Raw genomic sequence first — 20433 nt, 5'->3', positions numbered from 1 at the left:
TTCAATATCTTAAAACATTAAGATATTTTTTATCTAATTTTTGATATTTTTACATTAGTAACTTAGATAAATATCTTATTTACGTTATTATTTATTTCTTAATAATATATTATTTTCAAAACTATGTAATTCTTTTCATAGTTTTTCTAAAATTACTTTTGATTTAACTAATGATGAAAGTTCTGTTTTTGTAGCATTTTGCAATAATTGTCAAGTTGGAAATTGCTGTAATATTTTATTTTGTAATTGTAAACCAATTCCTGGTACTGATGATAAAACACTACTTATCATTGATTGACTTCGTTTTGTTTTATGATATTTAATTGCATAATTATGAACTTGATCTTGTAATTTACTCAAAAATAAAAAACAAGCATCAGTTTTAGGAATATTAATAATTTGCATTTTATCATTTATAATTTTATCAGTTTGATGTTTTTTATTTTTAACTAATCCAATAATAGGAATTGTTAAGTTTAATAATGTTAGTTGTTCTAATGTAGCACTAATTTGTGGTTTTCCACCATCAACAATAATTAAATCAGGAAGTGGCAATTTATTAATAACTAAGTGATGATATCTACGATAAATCATTTCACAAAAACGATGATAATCATCAATAATTTTTGGATCTAATAAAAATTTGCGATAATCATTAAAACTAGGATTACCATTCTTATAAACAATCATACCGCCAACACTAGCACTTTGTTGAAGATTAGAAACATCAAAAACCTCTAAATGATTTAAATTAGGAATTTTTAATCATTGTGATAATACTTTCATCATATTTAACGGTGCATTAAATTGATTAGTTTGTAAATAATTATTTCATGCGTAAATGGCATTGGTTTTTGCCAATGTTAAAATATGTTCTTTTGTTCCTTTAATTGGATTAATAAATTTTATTTGTGGAAATAATAATTTTAATTGTTTTAAATCAATATTTGATGGTAAATATATTTCATTTGGCAATGTATTTTTACTATATAGTTGTTGACAATAATTACGAATTAAATCTTGAATTTCTAAGTAATTATTTTGAACTATTTGTTCATCTTTAGCTTGCAATTTACCATTACGATAAAATAAAGTAATTAAAACAACCATTTCATCTTCAATTAAAAAATTAATAAAATCGCGATTTCCATAATCTTGAAACTCAACAACTTGTTGTGATAAAAATAAATCTATTTTTGATAACAAAATTTTAATACGATTAGCATTTTCAAATTGTAAGTTTTCAACACTAATATTCATATTATTAATTAATATTTTTTTAACAGCAGTAACATTCCCTTTGAAAAATTGATCAATTTTACTAATCATATCTTCATAATAAGTAATAGGTACCGATTTAAAACAAGCACCAGAACATTGCTGTAAATGATAATATAAACAAGGTTTACCAAGATTACCAGCACATTTTCGTAATGGAAAAATTCGTTCCAATAACTTTAAAATTTCACGCGCACCAGTACCATCGGGAAATGGTCCATAATAATGTCCCTCTTTTTAGTAGCACTACGTACATAACGATATTGTGGATCACGATTATTAGTAATTTGAATATAAGGATATTTTTTATCATCTGCTAACAAAATATTATATTTAGGATGATGTTTTTTAATCAATGTTTGTTCTAAAATTAAAGCCTCTTTTTCATTAGATGTCGTAATGTATTCAACATCATGAATATCATTAACTAATAACATTGTTTTAAAATTACTGGCTTTATTTAAATATGAAGTTACTCGTTTTTTTAATGAATTAGCTTTACCAACATAAATTAAATTATTATGTATATCTTTAAATAAATAACATCCAGCAATATTAGGTAAAAGTTTAATTTTCATTTGTAGTAAAGATTTTTCTGCCATTAGTTCACCTAAATTTATTAACAAATTAAAAGATACTTTGATTTTAACATTAATATAATGTTTTATCCTAAAGTAAATTCTTAATTTTATTCATTATTAATTACTTATGATTCGTTATTAATAATAGTTTCGTTATCATTAAGAATTTCACGATTTAAAATACTATCTTCTAAACTTTTTTTAACTACCAGAGTACCTTTGCTATTACTCATTACATCTTTTTGTTTTTCAGGGTCAATTTTACCAAAAGGAGTTAAATAACTATTTTCATTAAAATAAACAATAGGCGAAGAAGGTTTATTGATAATGTCACTATTATCATTTTGTTTTATTTCATTTTGTTTTATTTCTGCTTTTTTTACTGGTGATATAGGCGGTTCCTTCTTTGATTCCTTATTAAAACTATTTTCTTTTCTAAAAGATTTTTTAACTTGTTTATCAATTAATAATTTTTCTTTTTTTAACTTAATATGTTTTTGTTTTAAATCAGCATTTATTTTATTTTTATTATTAATAATAATTTGTTTAATAATTTGTTTCATTTTGCTAAAGAAAATAAAAGGTTTATTAAAAATAAATAAACAAGTTAAAGAAAAAATACTAATAAAGTTTGCAATTAAATTAGTAACAAAAAAACCATAATTAAAAATACCTATTAAAACATTACTAATAATGCCACCAGTAGCATATGCTGGAAAAAAGGTTTCAACACTAAAATCTTTAAAAGAAATTGGTGAAGCAAAAAAACCTAGAAAATTATTTATACCATTTGTATTTCATCATGTTTTAACGTATATTTCACTAATATTTAATAGGTTTAAATTATAATAACTAGTTCATAAATTATTCTTTCCTAAAATTATTAAAGTTAAAGTTTGCGTTGTCCAACAACTAATCACTAAAAATAAAAAATAAACAAAAATATACTTCAATTTAAATTGCATGCGATAACCAAAAGCTAAAGGAATAATCATTAAAAAAAGAAAGAAATAAACAGCATATTTCATTCACCCAAATAAAAAAGAAAAAAGAAAATCATCAAGTACTTTACCAATTATTGAAAATCTAGTTAAACTAACTATTAGGAAAAAGAAGATTACTAATAAGAAAAAAAGTAATCCAACTTCATCACCACGAGATTGAGATTTTGATATTTTAATGCCATTTTTAATCATAAGAACATCACCTCTTAACATTCTCCACAAAATAACTTATAAAAATAGTATAACATAATTGATATATGTAATATCTTTCTATAATCGATTTTTGATTTATTATTGCAAAAAACAATATTAATTTTTTAATACTTTTATCATAAAAAATGTATTATTTAAATTTCATATTCATTATTTTCTAGATTTTAAAAATTTAAAATAAATCATTTTTCTTATTTATATTTATTTAACAATTAATTTATATAATATTATATAATCATTGTAAACTTAATATAAGTTTTACCCGTTGCTTTATTTAAAGTAAAATGGGTTTTTATTTTCTAATTTTAAAGGGGACATAAACAATGTGGGGTTTTAATAAAAATAAAAAAGAAGAACAAGAAAGACAAAGAGAAGCTGAAAAACAAGCAGAACAACTACGAAAAATTGAAAGAGACCAAGCTAGATTAAAAGCCGAAAGAGAAGAAAGAAAAAGACAAAAAGAAGAACAAGAAAAAAAAGAAAAGCAAAGAGAAGCCGAAAAACAAGCAGAACAACTACGAAAAATTGAAAGAGACCAAGCTAGATTAAAAGCCGAAAGAGAAGAAAGACAAAAACAAAAAGAAGAAAAAAATAGAAAAGCTGAAGAAGAAAGCCAACGTGTAAAAGAAGCAAATGAATATATGGAAAAACAAAGAATAGAAAGAGAAGAAAAACGAGAAAAAATTTTTCAAGAAAAATTAAAAGAAGATCGAGCTAAAGAATTAAGAGAACGCGCCAGAGCAGCTGAAGAAGATGAAAGACAAAAAAGAGAACGTGCAGAAGCAGAAAATGCAGCAAAAATAAAAGGTAAAGGACATTATAATCCATGAAATTTTTAAATTTTAAATTTTTCTATTAATTTATATAATGTAGTTTACAAAGTTATTAGATTTTTAATTAATAAAATAAAAAATTTCTTCAACCAAAACGGTAATGTTTAGTAATCTGTGTAACTTACAAAAATAACTATGTTTAATTAATTCTAGTAAATATAATTAAATGACTAGAAAGAGTGAGTTACAGATGGCTAAAAAAGATAACTTTAATAATAATGATCCAATATCAAAAGCAGTAGATTTATTATTAGAAAATACTGAAGATTTAACAACAGTTTTTAAAGAAGGGGGTTTATATAAAGAATTAACAAAACGTTTAGTTGAAAAAATGTTGAATTCTGAGATGCAAAATTATTTAGGATATGAAAAAAATCAACATAGTAATAGTGACAATGCTCGTAATGGTATAAGTTCAAAAAAATTAATAACTCAACAAGGTAAAATTGAGATTGATGTACCACGAGATCGTAATAGTAAGGTAATGTTTAGTAATCTGTGTAACTTACAAAAATAACTATGTTTAATTAATTCTAGTAAATATAATTAAATGACTAGAAAGAGTGAGTTACAGATGGCTAAAAAAGATAACTTTAATAATAATGATCCAATATCAAAAGCAGTAGATTTATTATTAGAAAATACTGAAGATTTAACAACAGTTTTTAAAGAAGGGGGTTTATATAAAGAATTAACAAAACGTTTAGTTGAAAAAATGTTGAATTCTGAGATGCAAAATTATTTAGGATATGAAAAAAATCAACATAGTAATAGTGACAATGCTCGTAATGGTATAAGTTCAAAAAAATTAATAACTCAACAAGGTAAAATTGAGATTGATGTACCACGAGATCGTAATAGTAATTTTACTCCTGTAATAGTGCCAAAAAGACAGAGAAGATTTGATGGTTTTGATCAACAAGTTCTTTCCTTATATGCAAAAGGTATGACATTATCAGATATTAGAATGCAGTTACAAGAGTTATATCATGGTGCTGATATTAGTGAAAGTGTTATTAGTCAAATTACTGATGATGTGATTGATGATGTCAAAGCATGACAAAATAGACCATTAGAAGGCATTTATCCCATTGTTTATTTTGATTGTATAGTAGTTAAAGTACGACAAGATAAACGCATTATTAACAAATCAGTTTATATAGCTTTAGGTGTTGATTTAGAAGGTAAAAAAGATGTTTTAGGTTTATGAATTAGTGAAAATGAAGGCGCTAAATTTTGATTAGCAAATTTCACAGAAATGAAAAATCGTGGCTTAAATGATATTCTTATTGCTTGTAGTGACAACTTAACAGGCATGTCAGAAGCAATACAATCAGTTTATCCTAAAACTGAACATCAATTATGTATAGTTCATCAAATCAGAAATAGTTTAAAATATGTTTCATACAAACATCGAAAATCACTAGTTACAGATTTAAAGCCAATTTATAATGCATGTAGTGAAGAACAAGCAATGCAAGCTTTAGAATCATTTGAAAGTAAATGAAATAAACACTATCCTCAAATTGCTAAATCTTGATATAAAAATTGAGATAATTTAATGATTTTTATTAGTTATCCTCCAGAAATCAAAAGAGTGATTTATACTACAAATGCTATTGAATCTGTAAATAGTCAATTACGAAAAGTTATCAGAAATAAAAAAGTTTTTCCAAATGATATGGCAGTTTTCAAAATATTTTACTTAGCAATTGAAAATATAACAAAAAAATGAACAATGCCCATTCAAAATTGAAATACAGCAATTGCTCATTTTATGATAAAATTTGAAGACAGAATTAATCTGAACTAGTACTTTGCAAAACAAAGATACACAGATTATTAAAAAGCCTCAATAGTAATTTTACTCCTGTAATAGTGCCAAAAAGACAGAGAAGATTTGATGGTTTTGATCAACAAGTTCTTTCCTTATATGCAAAAGGTATGACATTATCAGATATTAGAATGCAGTTACAAGAGTTATATCATGGTGCTGATATTAGTGAAAGTGTTATTAGTCACAAATTACTGATGATGTGATTGATGATGTCAAAGCATGACAAAATAGACCATTAGAAGGCATTTATCCCATTGTTTATTTTGATTGTATAGTAGTTAAAGTACGACAAGATAAACGCATTATTAACAAATCAGTTTATATAGCTTTAGGTGTTGATTTAGAAGGTAAAAAAGATGTTTTAGGTTTATGAATTAGTGAAAATGAAGGCGCTAAATTTTGATTAGCAAATTTCACAGAAATGAAAAATCGTGGCTTAAATGATATTCTTATTGCCTGCAGTGATAATTTAACAGGCATGTCAGAAGCAATACAATCAATTTATCCTAAAACTGAACATCAATTATGTATAGTTCATCAAATCAGAAATAGTTTAAAATATGTTTCATACAAACATCGAAAATCACTAGTTACAGATTTAAAGCCAATTTATAATGCATGTAGTGAAGAACAAGCAATGCAAGCTTTAGAATCATTTGAAAGTAAATGAAATAAACACTATCCTCAAATTGCTAAATCTTGATATAAAAATTGAGATAATTTAATAATTTTTATTAGTTATCCTCCAGAAATCAAAAGAGTGATTTATACTACAAATTCTATTGAATCTGTTAGAACCTGTTTAAAATCTTTTTTGATTAATTTTTAATAAGAAGAACATTATGATAGTTATTTTATAATAAAAAATAGATTTTTAGTCGATAAGTCATCAAATGATAAAATCTTTTAGAGAAATAGGGTAAAATGATTATATATTTTAAGATAAGAGGTATATATGCATAAAAATTATCCTAGTAATGTTAGCAAAGAGCAATTTGAAAATATAAAATCAATTTTAGAAAATACTAAAAAGAGAACTAAACCAAGAAGCTTAGATTTATATGAAGTATTTTGTGCAGTTTTATATGTATTAAAAAGTGGTTGTCAATGAAGAATGTTACCAAAAGATTTTCCAAAATGACAAATTGTATATTATTATTTTCAAGTTTGAAGTAAAAATAATGGTAAAGAACCTAGTGTATTACAATTAGTTTTAAAAAAAATTAGTCATGGCATTTCGTATCAATAATGGTAGAAAAGAACAAACTAGTTTTTGTATAATTGATTCACAAAGTGTTAAAAATACAGATACTACTAAAAACAAAGGTTATGATGCTGGTAAAAAGATTTCAGGAATAAAGCGTCATATTGCTGTTGATTCTCAAGGTTTACCACATGCAATTTACATAACCACAGCAGAAAAAACAGATCGTAACAGTGCTATAATAATGATTGAAAATGAAAAAGAGAATCTTTCTGCAGTTCAAAAAATACTAGTAGATGCTGGTTATACTGGTGAAAAATTTGCTTCTAAAATTAAAACAATTATAAATGCAAATGTTGAAGTTATAAAACGTAATGAATTACATTCTTTTGTAGTATTACCAAAAAGATGAGTTGTAGAACGAAGTTTTGCATGATTAGAAAAATGCAGAAGATTATGAAAAATTGTGAAAAAAAATTAAATACTAGCTTACAAATGGTTGTTCTTGCCTTTATTTCAATTTTATTGAAAAGATTTTAAACAGGTTCTTAATAGTCAATTACGAAAAGTCATCAGAAATAAAAAAGTTTTTCCAAATGATATGGCAGTTTTCAAAATATTTTACTTAGCAATTGAAAATATAACAAAAAAATGAACAATGCCCATTCAAAATTGAAATACAGCAATTGCTCATTTTATGATAAAATTTGAAGACAGAATTAATCTGAACTAGTACTTTGCAAAACAAAGATACACAGATTATTAAAAAGCCTCACCAAAACTAATATACCAGTTGAAGAAATTTTTTTATTACTTTCAAATTCTCCAGCAATAATTTTCATGTTTTTTTACTAAATGCACTATAAATTATTTTAAATTGATTTTCAATAGCTTTTAGTAATTTTCTAAACTAGTTCTAATTTACTAAACATTATATAAATTTTAAAATTAGTTTAAATATGAAAAATTATATAAGTTAAGGTTAATGATAATATCATTAACCTTAAATTTCATTAACAACTGTTAAAATCATAGGTAACTTACCAGTTTCTTTTTTAATATAATCTTGTAAGTCATTTTTCATTTTAGTCTTAACTTCACTAAGACTAAAAGCATTATTAGTTTTATATTTTTCAATAACATTAATAATAATGTTTTGCAATTTTTTCAACATTTCTTCATTATTAGTTAAATAAACAACACCACGCATTTGTGCATCAATTAAAGAAACAATTTCTTTAGTTTTACGATTTATTGTCACTCCTGTAATTAAAATACCATCACGTTGTAATTGTTTTCTTTCACTAATAACAATGGAACCAATATCACCAACACCAATACCATCTACATATACATCACCAGTTTTTATTAAGTTATCTGTTGTTTTATTAGTAGCATTTTTATCATTAAAACGAGAAGGACGTGCAACATACTGTTTAACAAAATTATCAATTAATTTACCATTTTCAAAAGTAATAACTTCACCATTATCATGAATTAAAGCATTGTTATGTAATACACCAGCATCAATGGCTGCTGCTTGTGCTGCTACAAAATCTTTATATAAACCTTTAACTGGCAAAAAATATTTTGGTTCAATAATATTAACCATTAACTTAATATCTTCATAAGAAGCATTTAAACTTCAAGCTTGTTTTTCTGATATATTAATAACTTTAACATCAGTACGTGCTAAGTCATCTAATAAGGCTGCATGAGCCAATTCATTTCCTGGAATTGGTGGAGTTGCTAAAATTATTGTATCTTGGGATTCAAGTTTTAAATAATCATCATTACCAATAGCAATTTTATTCATTCTAGTAAATAAACGCTCACCACTACCAGTAACAATAATTACTGTATCTTTAGTACCAATTGTTTGTGCTAAATTAATAATTTGTGATTTATCAATATTGAAAGCGTTTAAATCATTAACTTTTAATAAAATATCATATAAAGTTGCACCATAAACTGCAATTTTACGTTTAGAGTCAGTTTCTTTAATAGCATTAAGAATTTCACTAACACGATATAAATCTTGATCATAACATGCAAGAATAACCCTTCCTGGTGCTTCTTTTAATACTGGCTCAATAATAGTTTGAATTTTATGCTTAGGAGCTGTAAAAGCTTTTCTATTGGCACATGTTGCTTCACTAATTAATAATAAAACATCATTTTTAGAAACACTAGCTAAATGTTGAATATCAGTAGTAAAATCACTACGATGTTCACCATCAAAAATATAATCACCCGTATAAACAATTGTTTCATTTAATTTAATATTTTCACCATTATTTACAGTTAGAACAAAACCTAAACTACCTGGAATTGAAGTAGTTGTTTTAAATGTTTTAACAACAACATTACCAAATGATACTTTTTGTTCGGGTTCAATAGTTTTAATTATAATTTCATTTTGATTAATAAAACGAAAACGTTCTAATTTCTGCTTAATCATAAAATCAGTTAGTTTACTAGTAAAGATTGGAACTTTATACTCGGGTTTTATTTTATTAAAATCTTTTAAAATATAAGGTAGTGCTCCAAAAGTATCATCAGATGGTTTTGAAATAAATATACCTTGAATACGATGTTTATTTTCTTTTAAATATGTATAATCTGGAATAATAATATCAATTCCTAAAATTTCTCTTTCTGGGAGTCTAATGCCGGCATCAAATACAAATATCTTATCATTTACTTCAACAACATATAAGTTTTTACCACGTTCATCTAATCCACCCAGAGCAAATACTTTTATCTTTGCCATGTTTTCACCAGTTTTCTACTTTCTTTATTTTTATTTTATAAAATTTAATATCTTAGAAGAACATAAAAATTAAAACTTTAACTTAAATTCCCAAGATGCTGCTATATTATGTTATTAGTATTTTAACACTAATTTAATAATAAAACTGTAATTAATTTTCATTAAAAATAGTTTCAAATTATTTATCAATAATTTCTAAGCTAAGCTTACTATTATCTTCAACTTTAATTACTCGAACTTTAATTATATCATTGATTTTAACGACATTATTTAAATTATCAATACGTTTATTAAATTTTTTTGAAAATTCTGAAATATGAATTAAACCATCAATCTTATCTTGTAAATTAACAAAAACACCAAAATTAACAATTTTTACAACTTTACTATCAAATTCAGAACCGATTTTAATTTGAACAGGATTAACAATACTTTCAATAATTTGTCAAGCTTTATCAATGGCTGATTGTTCATTATGATAAATCATCAATCGTCCATCATCTTCAATATCAATTTTAACATTATCACAGTCGGTAATAATTTTATTAATAACTTTCCCACCAACACCAATAATATCACGAATTTTATCAATTGGAATTAACTTTTGAATAATTTTTGGAGCATTAGGTGCCAATGTAGTTCTAGGTTTTTTAATTACTTCATTCATGTTTGCTAATACTTGTAATCTCGCAATTCTGGCTTTTTCTAAAGCTTGTGTAATAATATTAAAATCAATACCAGTAATTTTAATATCCATTTGTAAAGCACAAATACCATTAGCTGTTCCTGCCACTTTAAAATCCATATCACCTAAGTGATCTTCTAATCCTTGAATGTCAGTTAAAATTGTAAAATCTTTTTCTTCTTTAATTAAACCCATGGCAATACCAGCAATTGCAGCTCTAATCGGTACACCACCAGCCATTAATGCCATTGATGAAGCACAAATTGCTGCTTGTGAAGTTGAACCATTTGATGCTAATACTTCTGATACTAATCTAATTGTATAAGGAAAATCTTTTTCAAGAGGAATAATTTGTAATAATGCTTTTTCACCAAGGGCGCCATGACCAATCTCACGTCGTGAAGGAACACCCATTCTTCCGGTTTCACCAACAGAAAATGGAGGAAAATTATAATGATGAATAAAACGTTTATACTCTTCTTTACCTAATCCATCAATAATTTGATGTTCCGCAAGTGCACCCAAAGTTAAAACTGATAAAACTTGTGTTTCACCACGAGTAAACATTGCACTACCATGAACAATAGGTAAAACATCAATCATACTTGTTAATTTTCTAATATCATCTGCTTTTCGTCCATCAACTCGTACATTATTTTTTAAAATCATAGTACGCATTGCTTTTTGTAATAATTGATCAATACTTTTGCGTAAATTATGAATAGTTGTTTCTTCACCAACATTTAAAACTTCTTGATTAAATTTATTTTTAAAACTTTGAAATGTTTCTTCAACTAAATTTTTAATCAAGTTGCTTCGACTTTTTTTATCAACAGTAGTACTAATTTTACTAATTTGTGATTGACAATTTGTTTCTACAAATTGTTCAATATTAACAGGAATTAATGCTAACTGTGGTTTAAATTTATTTGGTTTTAATTTTTCAATGATACTTTCTTGAAAAATTATTAATTTAATAATATGTTCATGTGCAAATTTTAATGCTTTAATCATATCTTTTTCTAAAATATCATGACATCCAGCTTCAACCATATTGATGGCATCTTTTGTTCCACCAACAATCAATTCCATTTTTGAATTTAATAATTGCTCTTGTGTTGGATTAAGGACAAGTTCATCATTTATTTTACCAACAACAACAGTAGCACTAGGACCCTGAAATGGCAAACTACTTAATCCTAAAGCAAGTGAAGTACCAAAAGCTGCATTTACTCTAACATCACAAGCATCATCTAACGCAAAAACATTATTTACAACTTGCACTTCATTAACAAAACCTTTTGGAAATAATGGACGGATTGAACGATCAATTAATCTAGCACATAGTGTTGCATATTCACTAGGTCGACCTTCACGCTTTAAAAAACCACCTGGAATCTTACCAACTGAATATAACTTTTCTTGAAAAACTATTTGTAATGGAAAAAAATCTTGATTATTAATAACTTCATTATATGATACAGTTGTTAATACAACTGTATTTCCATAAGTAATTTTTACTGATTTTTCTGCTAAATTAGCCATTGTACCTAATTCAACAATTAATTCATATTTTCCTTCTTTAAAAAGGAATTTTTCTTTTAACATTATTTACTTCCTTAGCTTCCATTTTTTGTCGCAACTATGAGCATTATAGCATAATAAAATGTTAAAATAAGTTATAGAACAATTTTATTTTAGGAGGTCATAACTTATGTTTAAACATAAAATTCAAAATGAAATTTCAATTTCAAATAAAGACTTTGATAAAATTAAAAATAAAGCTTTAATTATTGATGTTCGTGATGTTGCTGAATATCAAATTTTAAAAAAAATAACAAATGATAATGGTGAACTTAATATTGTTAATATTCCTTACTATGATTTGATTAAAAATCCTAGTAAATATATTGAAAACAAAAATCAAGTGATTATAACTATTTGTAATGCAGGAAATCGTTCAACTGCTGCTGCACTAACACTCAGAGAATTGGGCTATACTAACACTTATGTTTTAATTAATGGTATTTATGGATATTACAAAAAATAACTTATTTCTCATTATTTAATTTAATAAGATCATTAATAGCAATACTTAAATTATTACAATAAGTTCCTAAGACTAAACTAACACTATCGTCTTGGTCTAAAATACCACGATTTTTAATTTTTTTAAGATTATTAAAATTAATTTTTGAATGATCAATAATCTCTACCTTAATTTTATTTGCTGTTGCTGTTGTCTCTTTAATATTATCAATTCCCCCTAAATCAACAATAAAATTTTGTAATTTAAATGGGAATTTTTGTGGTTTATTAATAGGTTTTGAACTACTTTCTTGTTGATTGCGTAATTTTTTAGCTGTACTAACATTTCATATTCAAATCCCAATACTAGCCACAGCAAATAACAATGCAATAACTAATAATACTATTTGTCAAATTGGCATGATTACCTTCCTTAATTAATATATTTTTAAATATTTTCTTAATCTTCTTGAATAAAAGCTTTTTTTACTTTAGCAAGTAAAGAATAATGATTAAGTCGATATTCTAAAACTTGTAACGTTAATTCTGATAATTTAATTGTTACCTTATCATTTAGTTTATCATTAAAATCAAAAGTATCAACAATTAATTTTCCAAAATCACTCAATTTACTATCTTTTTGAATATTTTTCAAAGTAATTTCATGATTTTCATCCAAAATTAGTGGTGAATTTAAACTGCGATAACTATTATTAGCTACTGGAGCAATTTCATGAAATTGCATTAAGTTATGATTTGAAATTAAAACAGCACCACCAAGTGATTTCATTAAACCCGTCGAACCAGTTCTTGTTGCAATAACTAAACCAGAACCACGAAAGTTTTCAAATAATTGATTATTAATTAACACTTGACATGAAAGAGTTGTTGTTAAATTAACAAATTTAACTTCATTAATAGCATATAAAATCTTATTATTAATATTTACTTCTAATAATGAAAATTTATTTACTATTAAATTATTATCATTTTTATCAATTCACATTAATACTTTGTCAACTTCTGTGTTTAAAAAGTTTTCATAAAAACCAAGATTACCACATTTAAAACTAACAAACTTAACAGTATTGAGCATATTATTATAATCATGAACAGCTTTTAAAAATGTTCCATCACCGCCAATAATAAAAACAATATCTGGAAAAGAAGTATCTTCAAGTGCTTTAAGGGCCAATAACTTGGCCCTTAATTCCTTAGCTAATGATTGAGAATTCTCATATTTATTAGCAATAATTGTAAATTTATAATTTTTCATCATGTATTCCAATCATATTTCAATTAAAATATTTCACAAGAATCTTCAAATTCGTTTTCAATAGAACCACGTAAAAATAATTCAATCTCGTCTTCATTATAACCAATTTGAATACGTTGTTTATTTTCTTGAACAATAATTGGACGTTTTAAAACAGTTGGTGAAGTTTTAATTAAATCAAAAACTTGTAACATTGTTAACTTTTCAATATTAATAGCATGTGTTTTAATAAACTTTGCTCTTGTTGAAATAATATCACCAACACCATTTGGTACAAATCTTAATAATAATTTAATTTCAGTATCGGTCAATGGATTATGGATAATATTACGTTTAATATATGGAATTTTATGTTTATCAAAAAATTGAATAACTTTTTTTGAAGACAAACAACTTGGCGAAACATATATTTTAATCATGACAATACCCCTCTTTGCTTTTAGACTACATTTGATTTAAATACTCTTTTTTAAAATTAATATTTTTTTATCTTTAAAAGATAAAAGTTAATAAACTCTACATTACTATAATAATATATATTTCCACACTATCTTTGACCAAACTTAGAAAATAAGTACATGAAAGACCTTTTCCGCTATATCCTTCACCCACATATTATATCATATTATTTTTTGAAAAATAGATACTTTTATTCCTTAAATTTTATAAAAAAATTTAACATATATTTTACTATCAAATTTTATTAATAATTTGAATTATAATATAATGAAATTATAAAATTAAATTTTCTTTATTTTAAAGTAAATAATTAAAAATAAATAATTTTTATGCGTAAAAAAACAAGGAGTTAACTAAACATGCCTATTCAAAATAATAACAGTAAATATTTTAAAGAATTCATAATTGGAACTATAATTAGTTCCACCGGAATATTATTAACTGGTCTTAGTTTATCAACTATTTTATTTTTTTATGATAATACAAGAAATGGAAAATCAATAAAAGATAAATTAAATACTATTTTAAATCCAAATAATTTAGTAGTATGCATAATGGGTTCTGTACCTTTAATTCATAGTTTAAACATAACACAAGTTGGTAATAAAAAAATAACAAATGCCACTAAAGGATTAGTAGAAAATATGCTAGTATCATTTTCAAAATCTAAAATAGAACTCCTTTATTAGCAAATAATGATGTAACGAACATCAATAACTTTGAATTACAAAACCCAGTCAATAATATAAATAATAAAGTAACAATTAATACTTTATAAATATTTATCTTTTAAAGACAAATAAAATTTAATTTAAATAGCTTAATAAATTAAACTGATCTTATCATTTTAATTGATTCTGTTGTTATATCAATACCAGAATCGTTAGAATTACTCTTTTCTAAGAGTGGCTTTACTTTAGTAAATGGTTCTACTTCTGAAAGTTGTTTTTTTGTTTCAATTTCTACTTCTATCTTAAAATTATCTAAACTAGAATCTGAAATAGATGATTTATTTTCATTAATTTTTATTTTTAATTCACTTTCTCTTACTATTAGTGTTTCTATATCTTTATTAAGTTTATCTAAACTAATGGCATTTAATGAATTTAATTTATCACTTTTTTCTTTTTGAAGTATTTCTAAATCAGTTAATGGTTGCATATTTTCAATTGAAATATTTTTTAATTTTTCTCTTTGTTGTTTAATTTTTAGTATTGTATTTTCTAATAAAAATTGTTTTTGACTATTAGTCACTTTGAAATCTTCTACTTCTTTAGTACTATTCTTTTTGCTTAATTGTGCTTTTAATACTAGTCAATTTTCCTTTAATATATTTGTCTCTTTTTTATGTTTTAATATCTCATTAAACAAATCTTTTCTTGTTTTATTTTTTTTTCATTTGCCATTCGTAAATCAGTAATTTCTTTATTTATATTACTTCGATTAACAAATTCTTTATCTAATTTTTTTTGAACACTTTTGTAATTACAAAAAATGCCAAAAGTTAATAGTGAAATAACACGACGTCAAATACTATCTCTTCAATCTTGTAAAACTATAATATTTTGAAAAATATTTTCTGAATCTTTTAGTTTTAAACTAATATTTTCTTCATTACTTTTAATTTCTTTTTCTAAACAAGAAATTGAATTAGTTTTTGCATCTATATTGTCATTTAATGTTTTAATATTTAAATTTATTTCATCTATTTTTGTGATTAATTGTTCTTTAGAACTTTCATTATCATTCAAAATAGATTGTATTTGACCTTTATTTGCATCAATGTCTGTTGTTAATTGTTCCTTGTTTTTTTCTAATCTTTCAATTTCTAATTCAATTTCTGATTTTTGTTTTATTAATGCAATTAAATTTTCTAAACTTTGTAATTCCGCTTTCAATTCTTCTTTTTTTAAAATTTCTTTTTTTAAATTTAATATTTTAGTTTTTTCTTCTTGTAATTTTGTCATATTTTCTTTTAATGCTTTTAAACTACCATTAAAAAAAGATGATTCTTGAATTATTTCTTTTAAATTAAATAATTCATTTCTAATTCTTTCTAAGGTTCTTCTGTTATCTACTTTGTCTAGATTTCTGTTTTTTATATCTTTATCAGTTTCTTTACTTTCAACTTCTAAAGTATATATATTTTCATTAACTGCTTTTAATTTATCAGTCATCTGATTAACATATTGTTCAATAAATGTTTTTTTATCTTCACTATCTTTGATATTTCTTAATTGACTTTCAGCTTTCTTCAATATATCTTTCTAGTTGTTTTCTTTCAAATTCAAAACTTGCTTGTTTTTTGGCAATATTTTGTTTCTTGATTTCTAATTCCTCAAGTTTTAACCCAAGAGTTTGAAGATATTCTTTCACATTGTTTCGATCTTTTATTTTCTTTAAATATTTTTGTAAATCATCCTTATATTTTTCTTCTCCAAATAACATAAAAAAACTCCTTTATAAAGTAAAAAAACCCATTACTCTTAAAAAATAAAAGCTATGGGTCAAAAACTATTTTTAATTTATGTTTTTATTATATCAAAATCAAACAAATTTTAATATAATTAATTGAATTATTTAACTTTATCATTGATAATTAATTATATTAAAAAATTAATTTGGAGGAAGCAAAATATATGGCTCGTATTATATCTGGAATAACTAGCACTGGAAAATTAACTCTTGGTAACTACTTGGGAGCAATTAATAATTTTTTAAAATTGCAAGAAGAACATGAACTCTTAATATTTGTTGCAAATTTACATGGATTAACACTACCAATAAAAGCACAAGAATTAAGAGATAATATTAAAGATATTGCCGCTTGATATTTTGCTGCTGGTATTATACCAAATAAATCTCATATTTTTATTCAATCTGATGTTTTAGCCCATAGTCAATTAGGATATATATTATTATGTAATAGTTATGTCGGTGAATTAGAACGAATGACACAATTTAAAGATAAAAGTCAAAAAATGACAAATCAACAAAATAAAACGATTAGTATTCCAACAGGTATTCTTACATATCCAGCATTAATGGCTGCTGATATTTTACTATATGACGCTGATTTTGTGCCAGTTGGTGTTGATCAAACTCAACATTTAGAATTGACAAAAACTTTAGCAACAAGAATGAATAACAATTATAAAACTGATTTATTCAAAATTCCTAAAATAATTATTGATAAACAAGCACAGAAAATTATGAATTTACAAGAGCCTGAAAAAAAAATGTCAAAATCTGATACTAATCTAAAAAATACTATTTTTTTAAGCGATAGCAAACAAGAAGTTACCAATAAAATTAAAAAAGCAGTTACTGATTCAGAAAATATTATTAAATTTGATCCAGAACATAAGCCTGGAGTTAGTAATTTATTAACTATTTATGCTAGCATTACTAAAAAAGATATCAAAACTTGTGAACAATACTTCAGCAATCACAATTATGGTTTTTTAAAAGAAGAAGTAATTAAAGTAATAAATGATTTATTAGAACCAATGCAAAAAAAACACCAAGAACTTATTAATGAAAAATCATCACAATTAGCAAAATATTTAGAAGAAGGTGCAAATTTTGCTAATAATATTGCTACTAAAAAATTAAACTTTGTTCAAGACACAATGGGTATTAATTTTATCGAGAAAGAAAGATAGGAGGAAGAGACAATGTCTTTATACAATAAAAAACAAAAACATTTAATCCTAGTTGATTTAGATGGTACTCTATTAAAAAGTGGTGGTCGAGAAATTCATATTAATACTAAAAAAGCACTAATTGATGCTCAAAAACAAGGTCATATTGTTTGTATTGTCACTGGTCGACCTTATCGTGGATCAATTAAATTTTATCGTGAATTAGGTCTTAATACATTACTATGCAATTTTAATGGTGGCCATATTCATGATCCAAAAATCAAAAAATTCAAACGATTAGTTTTTCCAATTTCTGAAACAATTGTTAAACATATTTTAAATGAAGACTATATTTTTCAACAAATTGAAAACGCGGTTATTGAATATTACAACAAAGCAGTATGTTGAAAAAAAGATGATTTCTTTGAAACTTATTTTCATTTAGATACTATTGAAAATGATACTTTTACAATTAGTAAATTAATTCGTGATTGAAAAGGGAGCGCTAATGCCATTTTAATTGAATTTAAAGAAAATACTAATTTTGATCAAGTATATCGTGACTTGGAAAAATATTCAAACTCAATTAAGGTAAATACTTGAAATCGTTATGATAATAATAAACTAATCTTTGAAATTTCAAGTAAATTTATTGATAAAGGAATGACAGCTCGCATTTTGGCTCAATATTATAATGTTGATATTAGAGATGTTATTGCTTATGGTGATGAAATTAATGATAAAGAAATGTTGATGGAAGTTGGCTATGGTGTAGCAATGAAAAATGGTAATATTGTTATTAAAAGTATTGCCAATGATATTACTACTAAAACTAATGATGAGGGTGGCGTTGGTGATCATTTATCAAAATTATTAAATCTTTATGAAGAAAGTGAAATTTATATTTAATGGAAATGAAAATATATTAACTATTATTTCTATATTTGTAATATGATATAGTTTTTAAACATTAATATAAGTTTTTAACCTATTTACTTTATTTTTAAAGTAAATAGGTTTTTATTTAAAAAAGTTTTTTATAAATTTAATATACTAAAATAAAAAACCTATTGTTTTATTTTTCAAAACAATAGGACATTAATTATATTAAACTTTTACTAAATATAAATATTTTAATACTATTAATACAAAAAACTATAAAACTTCTAAAGGCAAGAAGTCAAAAATTTCTGGGTGATTGGCACAAAACTTTAATTCCGAATCATTTTTTTGTTCTTCAATTTTAATTTTTAATTCATTTAATTGCTTTTTTATTTTAAGTAATTGAGCAGGTGCTGGTGGTTGTTTATCTCATTCATCAAATAATATTTTACCTGTTTTAAAAAGTTTTTCATACTGACATTTTAAACAACTATTTTGCTGTGATTCATGATCATGGATATTTTTGCCAAACATAAAATTACCTACTTTCCTCAATTCTTTTACTTAAATTTATTATACCAAATAATAAAAAAGGAGAATTATTTCTCCTTTTTAACTAGTAAAATGTTATAAAACCGTTGGTAAATAATGTAAGAAAAAACTATTTTCTAATTCTCATCCTCAATCACGCTGATTCTGAGGTGTTAAAATTCATCTAGCAAAACTTTCGGCAAAAAATTCATCATCAAGATTTATATTATATTTACCATTAAATCAGGCACTACGACCATAATTACTATTAACTGTTATTAAACCAAATAATAATTCTTGCTTAATATTAGTTAATTTTGCTTGTTGACCTAAATAATCAATTAAATATCAAGTACGATCATAAATTTGTTTGTTATCATTGTTAACAGTTAGTTTATGAGAAACTGATGTCATATTAGTATTAAAATCACTATAACTGCTATCTGGTCACTTTCAATTAGCATTAAATGAATTTCTTTCATCAGCACTTAAACCAATAAAATTACTTAAAGCATGACCATATTCGTGAGTTGTAACACTAATTATTTGATCTGAAGATCAAAATCCCTCTTGAAATTGTTGATCAATTAAATTAATATTTGCAAATTCAGGACCATAACCCATACGTTGATTATCAGCTTCTGAATTAAAAGCAGTTCATGCTACTGTGCTATCACTTACAGCAACTGGTGCTACTTTTTGAATTAGTTTAATAACAGTGTTTTTATGAAAAACTTTAGCAAAAATATTATAAAAACGTAATTGTTGTTGCTCTGCTAATTGTAATTGTTCATTATTTAAACCAGCTTTTTTATACATTTCAACTCAATTAACATCAATGGTTTTACCACCAATTTTAGTATGAGTTAAATCATATTGTAAACTATCATAATTACTTCAAATTACATCACTTTTATTATTATCATACAAGTTATTAAATTCATCAATACTTTCTTTACTTGCCATTTGATGGATTTTATATTCATATTTTTTTACCATCTTTGCATCTTCTGGTGAAAGTTTTCATTTTAATAAACTAGCATTAGCATCATGCTTATTTAAATAGACATAATGATCACTGTCTGGAGAAAACGTTAACATTAAACCATTAACTGTTACAAGATTTAATGCTGCAATCATAGTTACTAATTTAATACCTTTTTTCATAATTAACCTCCCCTTCATATCATAATTATAATTATGAT

20 protein-coding genes and 4 pseudogenes are annotated in these 20433 nt (G+C 24.4%); 10 read left to right on the top strand and 14 right to left on the bottom strand.

What is annotated here, in order from left to right:
- Window positions 1-87: 87 nt before the first annotated feature.
- The 3 genes from uvrC to ACI2WJ_RS04755 all read right to left on the bottom strand — a co-directional run bounded on the left by uvrC (window position 88) and on the right by ACI2WJ_RS04755 (window position 3055).
- The gene (gene uvrC, locus ACI2WJ_RS04765; protein WP_400254995.1) at window positions 88-1452 is read right to left on the bottom strand and encodes an excinuclease ABC subunit UvrC; all 1365 of its coding nucleotides are present in this window, start codon (window positions 1450-1452) and stop codon (window positions 88-90) included.
- Between the two features lie 5 nt (window positions 1453-1457).
- Complete coding sequence (locus ACI2WJ_RS04760; protein WP_400254994.1) at window positions 1458-1880, bottom strand: GIY-YIG nuclease family protein; 423 nt, start codon at window positions 1878-1880, stop codon at window positions 1458-1460.
- Between the two features lie 104 nt (window positions 1881-1984).
- Window positions 1985-3055 (bottom strand): hypothetical protein, encoded by a 1071-nt coding sequence (locus ACI2WJ_RS04755; protein WP_400254993.1) that lies wholly within the window; start codon window positions 3053-3055, stop codon window positions 1985-1987.
- A gap of 344 nt (window positions 3056-3399) precedes the next feature.
- Between ACI2WJ_RS04755 and ACI2WJ_RS04750 the strand changes: the two genes are divergently transcribed.
- The 6 genes and pseudogenes from ACI2WJ_RS04750 to ACI2WJ_RS04720 form a co-directional block, all read left to right on the top strand.
- Window positions 3400-3915 (top strand): hypothetical protein, encoded by a 516-nt coding sequence (locus ACI2WJ_RS04750; RefSeq protein ID WP_400254992.1) that lies wholly within the window; start codon window positions 3400-3402, stop codon window positions 3913-3915.
- A gap of 184 nt (window positions 3916-4099) precedes the next feature.
- Window positions 4100-4387 (top strand): annotated as a pseudogene (locus tag ACI2WJ_RS04745) (transposase); the annotation flags it as partial.
- Window positions 4388-4483: 96 nt separating this feature from the next.
- Window positions 4484-5722: an IS256 family transposase gene (locus ACI2WJ_RS04740; protein WP_338980998.1), complete on the top strand. Its 1239-nt coding sequence runs from the start codon at window positions 4484-4486 to the stop codon at window positions 5720-5722.
- A gap of 41 nt (window positions 5723-5763) precedes the next feature.
- Window positions 5764-6569: pseudogene (locus tag ACI2WJ_RS04730) on the top strand (IS256 family transposase); the annotation flags it as partial.
- A gap of 132 nt (window positions 6570-6701) precedes the next feature.
- A pseudogene (locus tag ACI2WJ_RS04725) lies at window positions 6702-7490 on the top strand (IS5 family transposase).
- A gap of 7 nt (window positions 7491-7497) precedes the next feature.
- Window positions 7498-7683 (top strand): annotated as a pseudogene (locus tag ACI2WJ_RS04720) (IS256 family transposase); the annotation flags it as partial.
- Here ACI2WJ_RS04720 and ACI2WJ_RS04715 read toward each other — a convergent pair.
- The 3 genes from ACI2WJ_RS04715 to ACI2WJ_RS04705 form a co-directional block, all read right to left on the bottom strand.
- Window positions 7670-7792 carry a hypothetical protein gene (locus tag ACI2WJ_RS04715; RefSeq protein ID WP_400254988.1) on the bottom strand — a complete coding sequence of 41 codons (123 nt, stop codon included), beginning with the start codon at window positions 7790-7792 and terminating at the stop codon, window positions 7670-7672. The pseudogene ACI2WJ_RS04720 and the gene ACI2WJ_RS04715 overlap by 14 nt on opposite strands.
- 161 nt (window positions 7793-7953) lie before the next feature.
- Window positions 7954-9723: a ribonuclease J gene (locus ACI2WJ_RS04710; RefSeq protein ID WP_400254987.1), complete on the bottom strand. Its 1770-nt coding sequence runs from the start codon at window positions 9721-9723 to the stop codon at window positions 7954-7956.
- A gap of 178 nt (window positions 9724-9901) precedes the next feature.
- Window positions 9902-12016: a polyribonucleotide nucleotidyltransferase gene (locus tag ACI2WJ_RS04705; RefSeq protein WP_338959181.1), complete on the bottom strand. Its 2115-nt coding sequence runs from the start codon at window positions 12014-12016 to the stop codon at window positions 9902-9904.
- A gap of 106 nt (window positions 12017-12122) precedes the next feature.
- On the opposite strand from ACI2WJ_RS04705, the gene ACI2WJ_RS04700 reads away from it, so the two are divergent.
- A complete protein-coding gene (locus tag ACI2WJ_RS04700; protein ID WP_252320544.1) occupies window positions 12123-12458 on the top strand; it encodes a rhodanese-like domain-containing protein in 336 nt (111 codons plus the stop codon).
- 1 nt (window position 12459) lies between these two features.
- Here the strand turns inward: ACI2WJ_RS04700 and ACI2WJ_RS04695 are convergent, their stop codons facing one another.
- The 3 genes from ACI2WJ_RS04695 to ACI2WJ_RS04685 are packed head-to-tail and all read right to left on the bottom strand — an operon-like array spanning window position 12460 to window position 14131.
- On the bottom strand, window positions 12460-12858 hold the full coding sequence (locus ACI2WJ_RS04695) for a hypothetical protein (protein ID WP_338959176.1): 399 nt from the start codon (window positions 12856-12858) through the stop codon (window positions 12460-12462).
- Between the two features lie 38 nt (window positions 12859-12896).
- Window positions 12897-13715 (bottom strand): NAD(+)/NADH kinase, encoded by an 819-nt coding sequence (locus ACI2WJ_RS04690; protein WP_342266158.1) that lies wholly within the window; start codon window positions 13713-13715, stop codon window positions 12897-12899.
- A 20-nt stretch (window positions 13716-13735) separates the two neighbouring features.
- Window positions 13736-14131, bottom strand: coding sequence for a Spx/MgsR family RNA polymerase-binding regulatory protein (locus ACI2WJ_RS04685; RefSeq protein WP_174481244.1), 396 nt, complete (start codon window positions 14129-14131; stop codon window positions 13736-13738).
- 399 nt (window positions 14132-14530) lie between these two features.
- Here ACI2WJ_RS04685 and ACI2WJ_RS04680 point away from each other — a divergent pair, with 399 nt between their 5' ends.
- On the top strand, window positions 14531-14860 hold the full coding sequence (locus tag ACI2WJ_RS04680) for a hypothetical protein (RefSeq protein ID WP_400254986.1): 330 nt from the start codon (window positions 14531-14533) through the stop codon (window positions 14858-14860).
- 139 nt (window positions 14861-14999) lie between these two features.
- Here ACI2WJ_RS04680 and ACI2WJ_RS04675 read toward each other — a convergent pair whose 3' ends face one another.
- Genes ACI2WJ_RS04675 through ACI2WJ_RS04665 form a run of 3 tightly spaced genes read right to left on the bottom strand, consistent with a single transcriptional unit; the run spans window position 15000 to window position 16619 of the window.
- Entirely contained in the window at window positions 15000-15542 is a 543-nt protein-coding gene (locus tag ACI2WJ_RS04675; protein ID WP_400254985.1) for a hypothetical protein, read from the bottom strand.
- Complete coding sequence (locus ACI2WJ_RS04670; RefSeq protein ID WP_400254984.1) at window positions 15524-16429, bottom strand: hypothetical protein; 906 nt, start codon at window positions 16427-16429, stop codon at window positions 15524-15526. Before ACI2WJ_RS04670 ends, ACI2WJ_RS04675 begins: the two co-directional genes overlap by 19 nt.
- Window positions 16389-16619, bottom strand: a complete 231-nt coding sequence (locus ACI2WJ_RS04665; RefSeq protein ID WP_400254983.1) for a hypothetical protein — start codon at window positions 16617-16619, stop codon at window positions 16389-16391. The genes ACI2WJ_RS04670 and ACI2WJ_RS04665 overlap by 41 nt, the downstream gene beginning before the upstream one ends.
- 191 nt (window positions 16620-16810) lie before the next feature.
- Here ACI2WJ_RS04665 and trpS point away from each other — a divergent pair, with 191 nt between their 5' ends.
- On the top strand, window positions 16811-17836 hold the full coding sequence (gene trpS, locus ACI2WJ_RS04660; protein WP_400254982.1) for a tryptophan--tRNA ligase: 1026 nt from the start codon (window positions 16811-16813) through the stop codon (window positions 17834-17836).
- Window positions 17837-17848: 12 nt separating this feature from the next.
- Window positions 17849-18724, top strand: coding sequence for a Cof-type HAD-IIB family hydrolase (locus tag ACI2WJ_RS04655; RefSeq protein WP_400254981.1), 876 nt, complete (start codon window positions 17849-17851; stop codon window positions 18722-18724).
- Between the two features lie 246 nt (window positions 18725-18970).
- Here the strand turns inward: ACI2WJ_RS04655 and ACI2WJ_RS04650 are convergent, their stop codons facing one another.
- Both ACI2WJ_RS04650 and ACI2WJ_RS04645 read right to left on the bottom strand, forming a co-directional pair.
- Window positions 18971-19231, bottom strand: coding sequence for a hypothetical protein (locus ACI2WJ_RS04650; RefSeq protein WP_338959160.1), 261 nt, complete (start codon window positions 19229-19231; stop codon window positions 18971-18973).
- Window positions 19232-19324: 93 nt separating this feature from the next.
- A complete protein-coding gene (locus ACI2WJ_RS04645) occupies window positions 19325-20395 on the bottom strand; it encodes a hypothetical protein (protein WP_339038964.1) in 1071 nt (356 codons plus the stop codon).
- Between the last annotated feature and the right edge of the window lie 38 nt (window positions 20396-20433).

It is taken from the genome of Spiroplasma endosymbiont of Cleonymus obscurus (assembly GCF_964273375.1).
In the GTDB taxonomy this organism is placed as follows: Bacteria; Bacillota_I; Bacilli_A; order Mycoplasmatales; family VBWQ01; genus Spiroplasma_E.
Note: the sequence above shows the minus strand (reverse complement) of the source record. Positions and strands in the feature narration are given on the sequence as shown.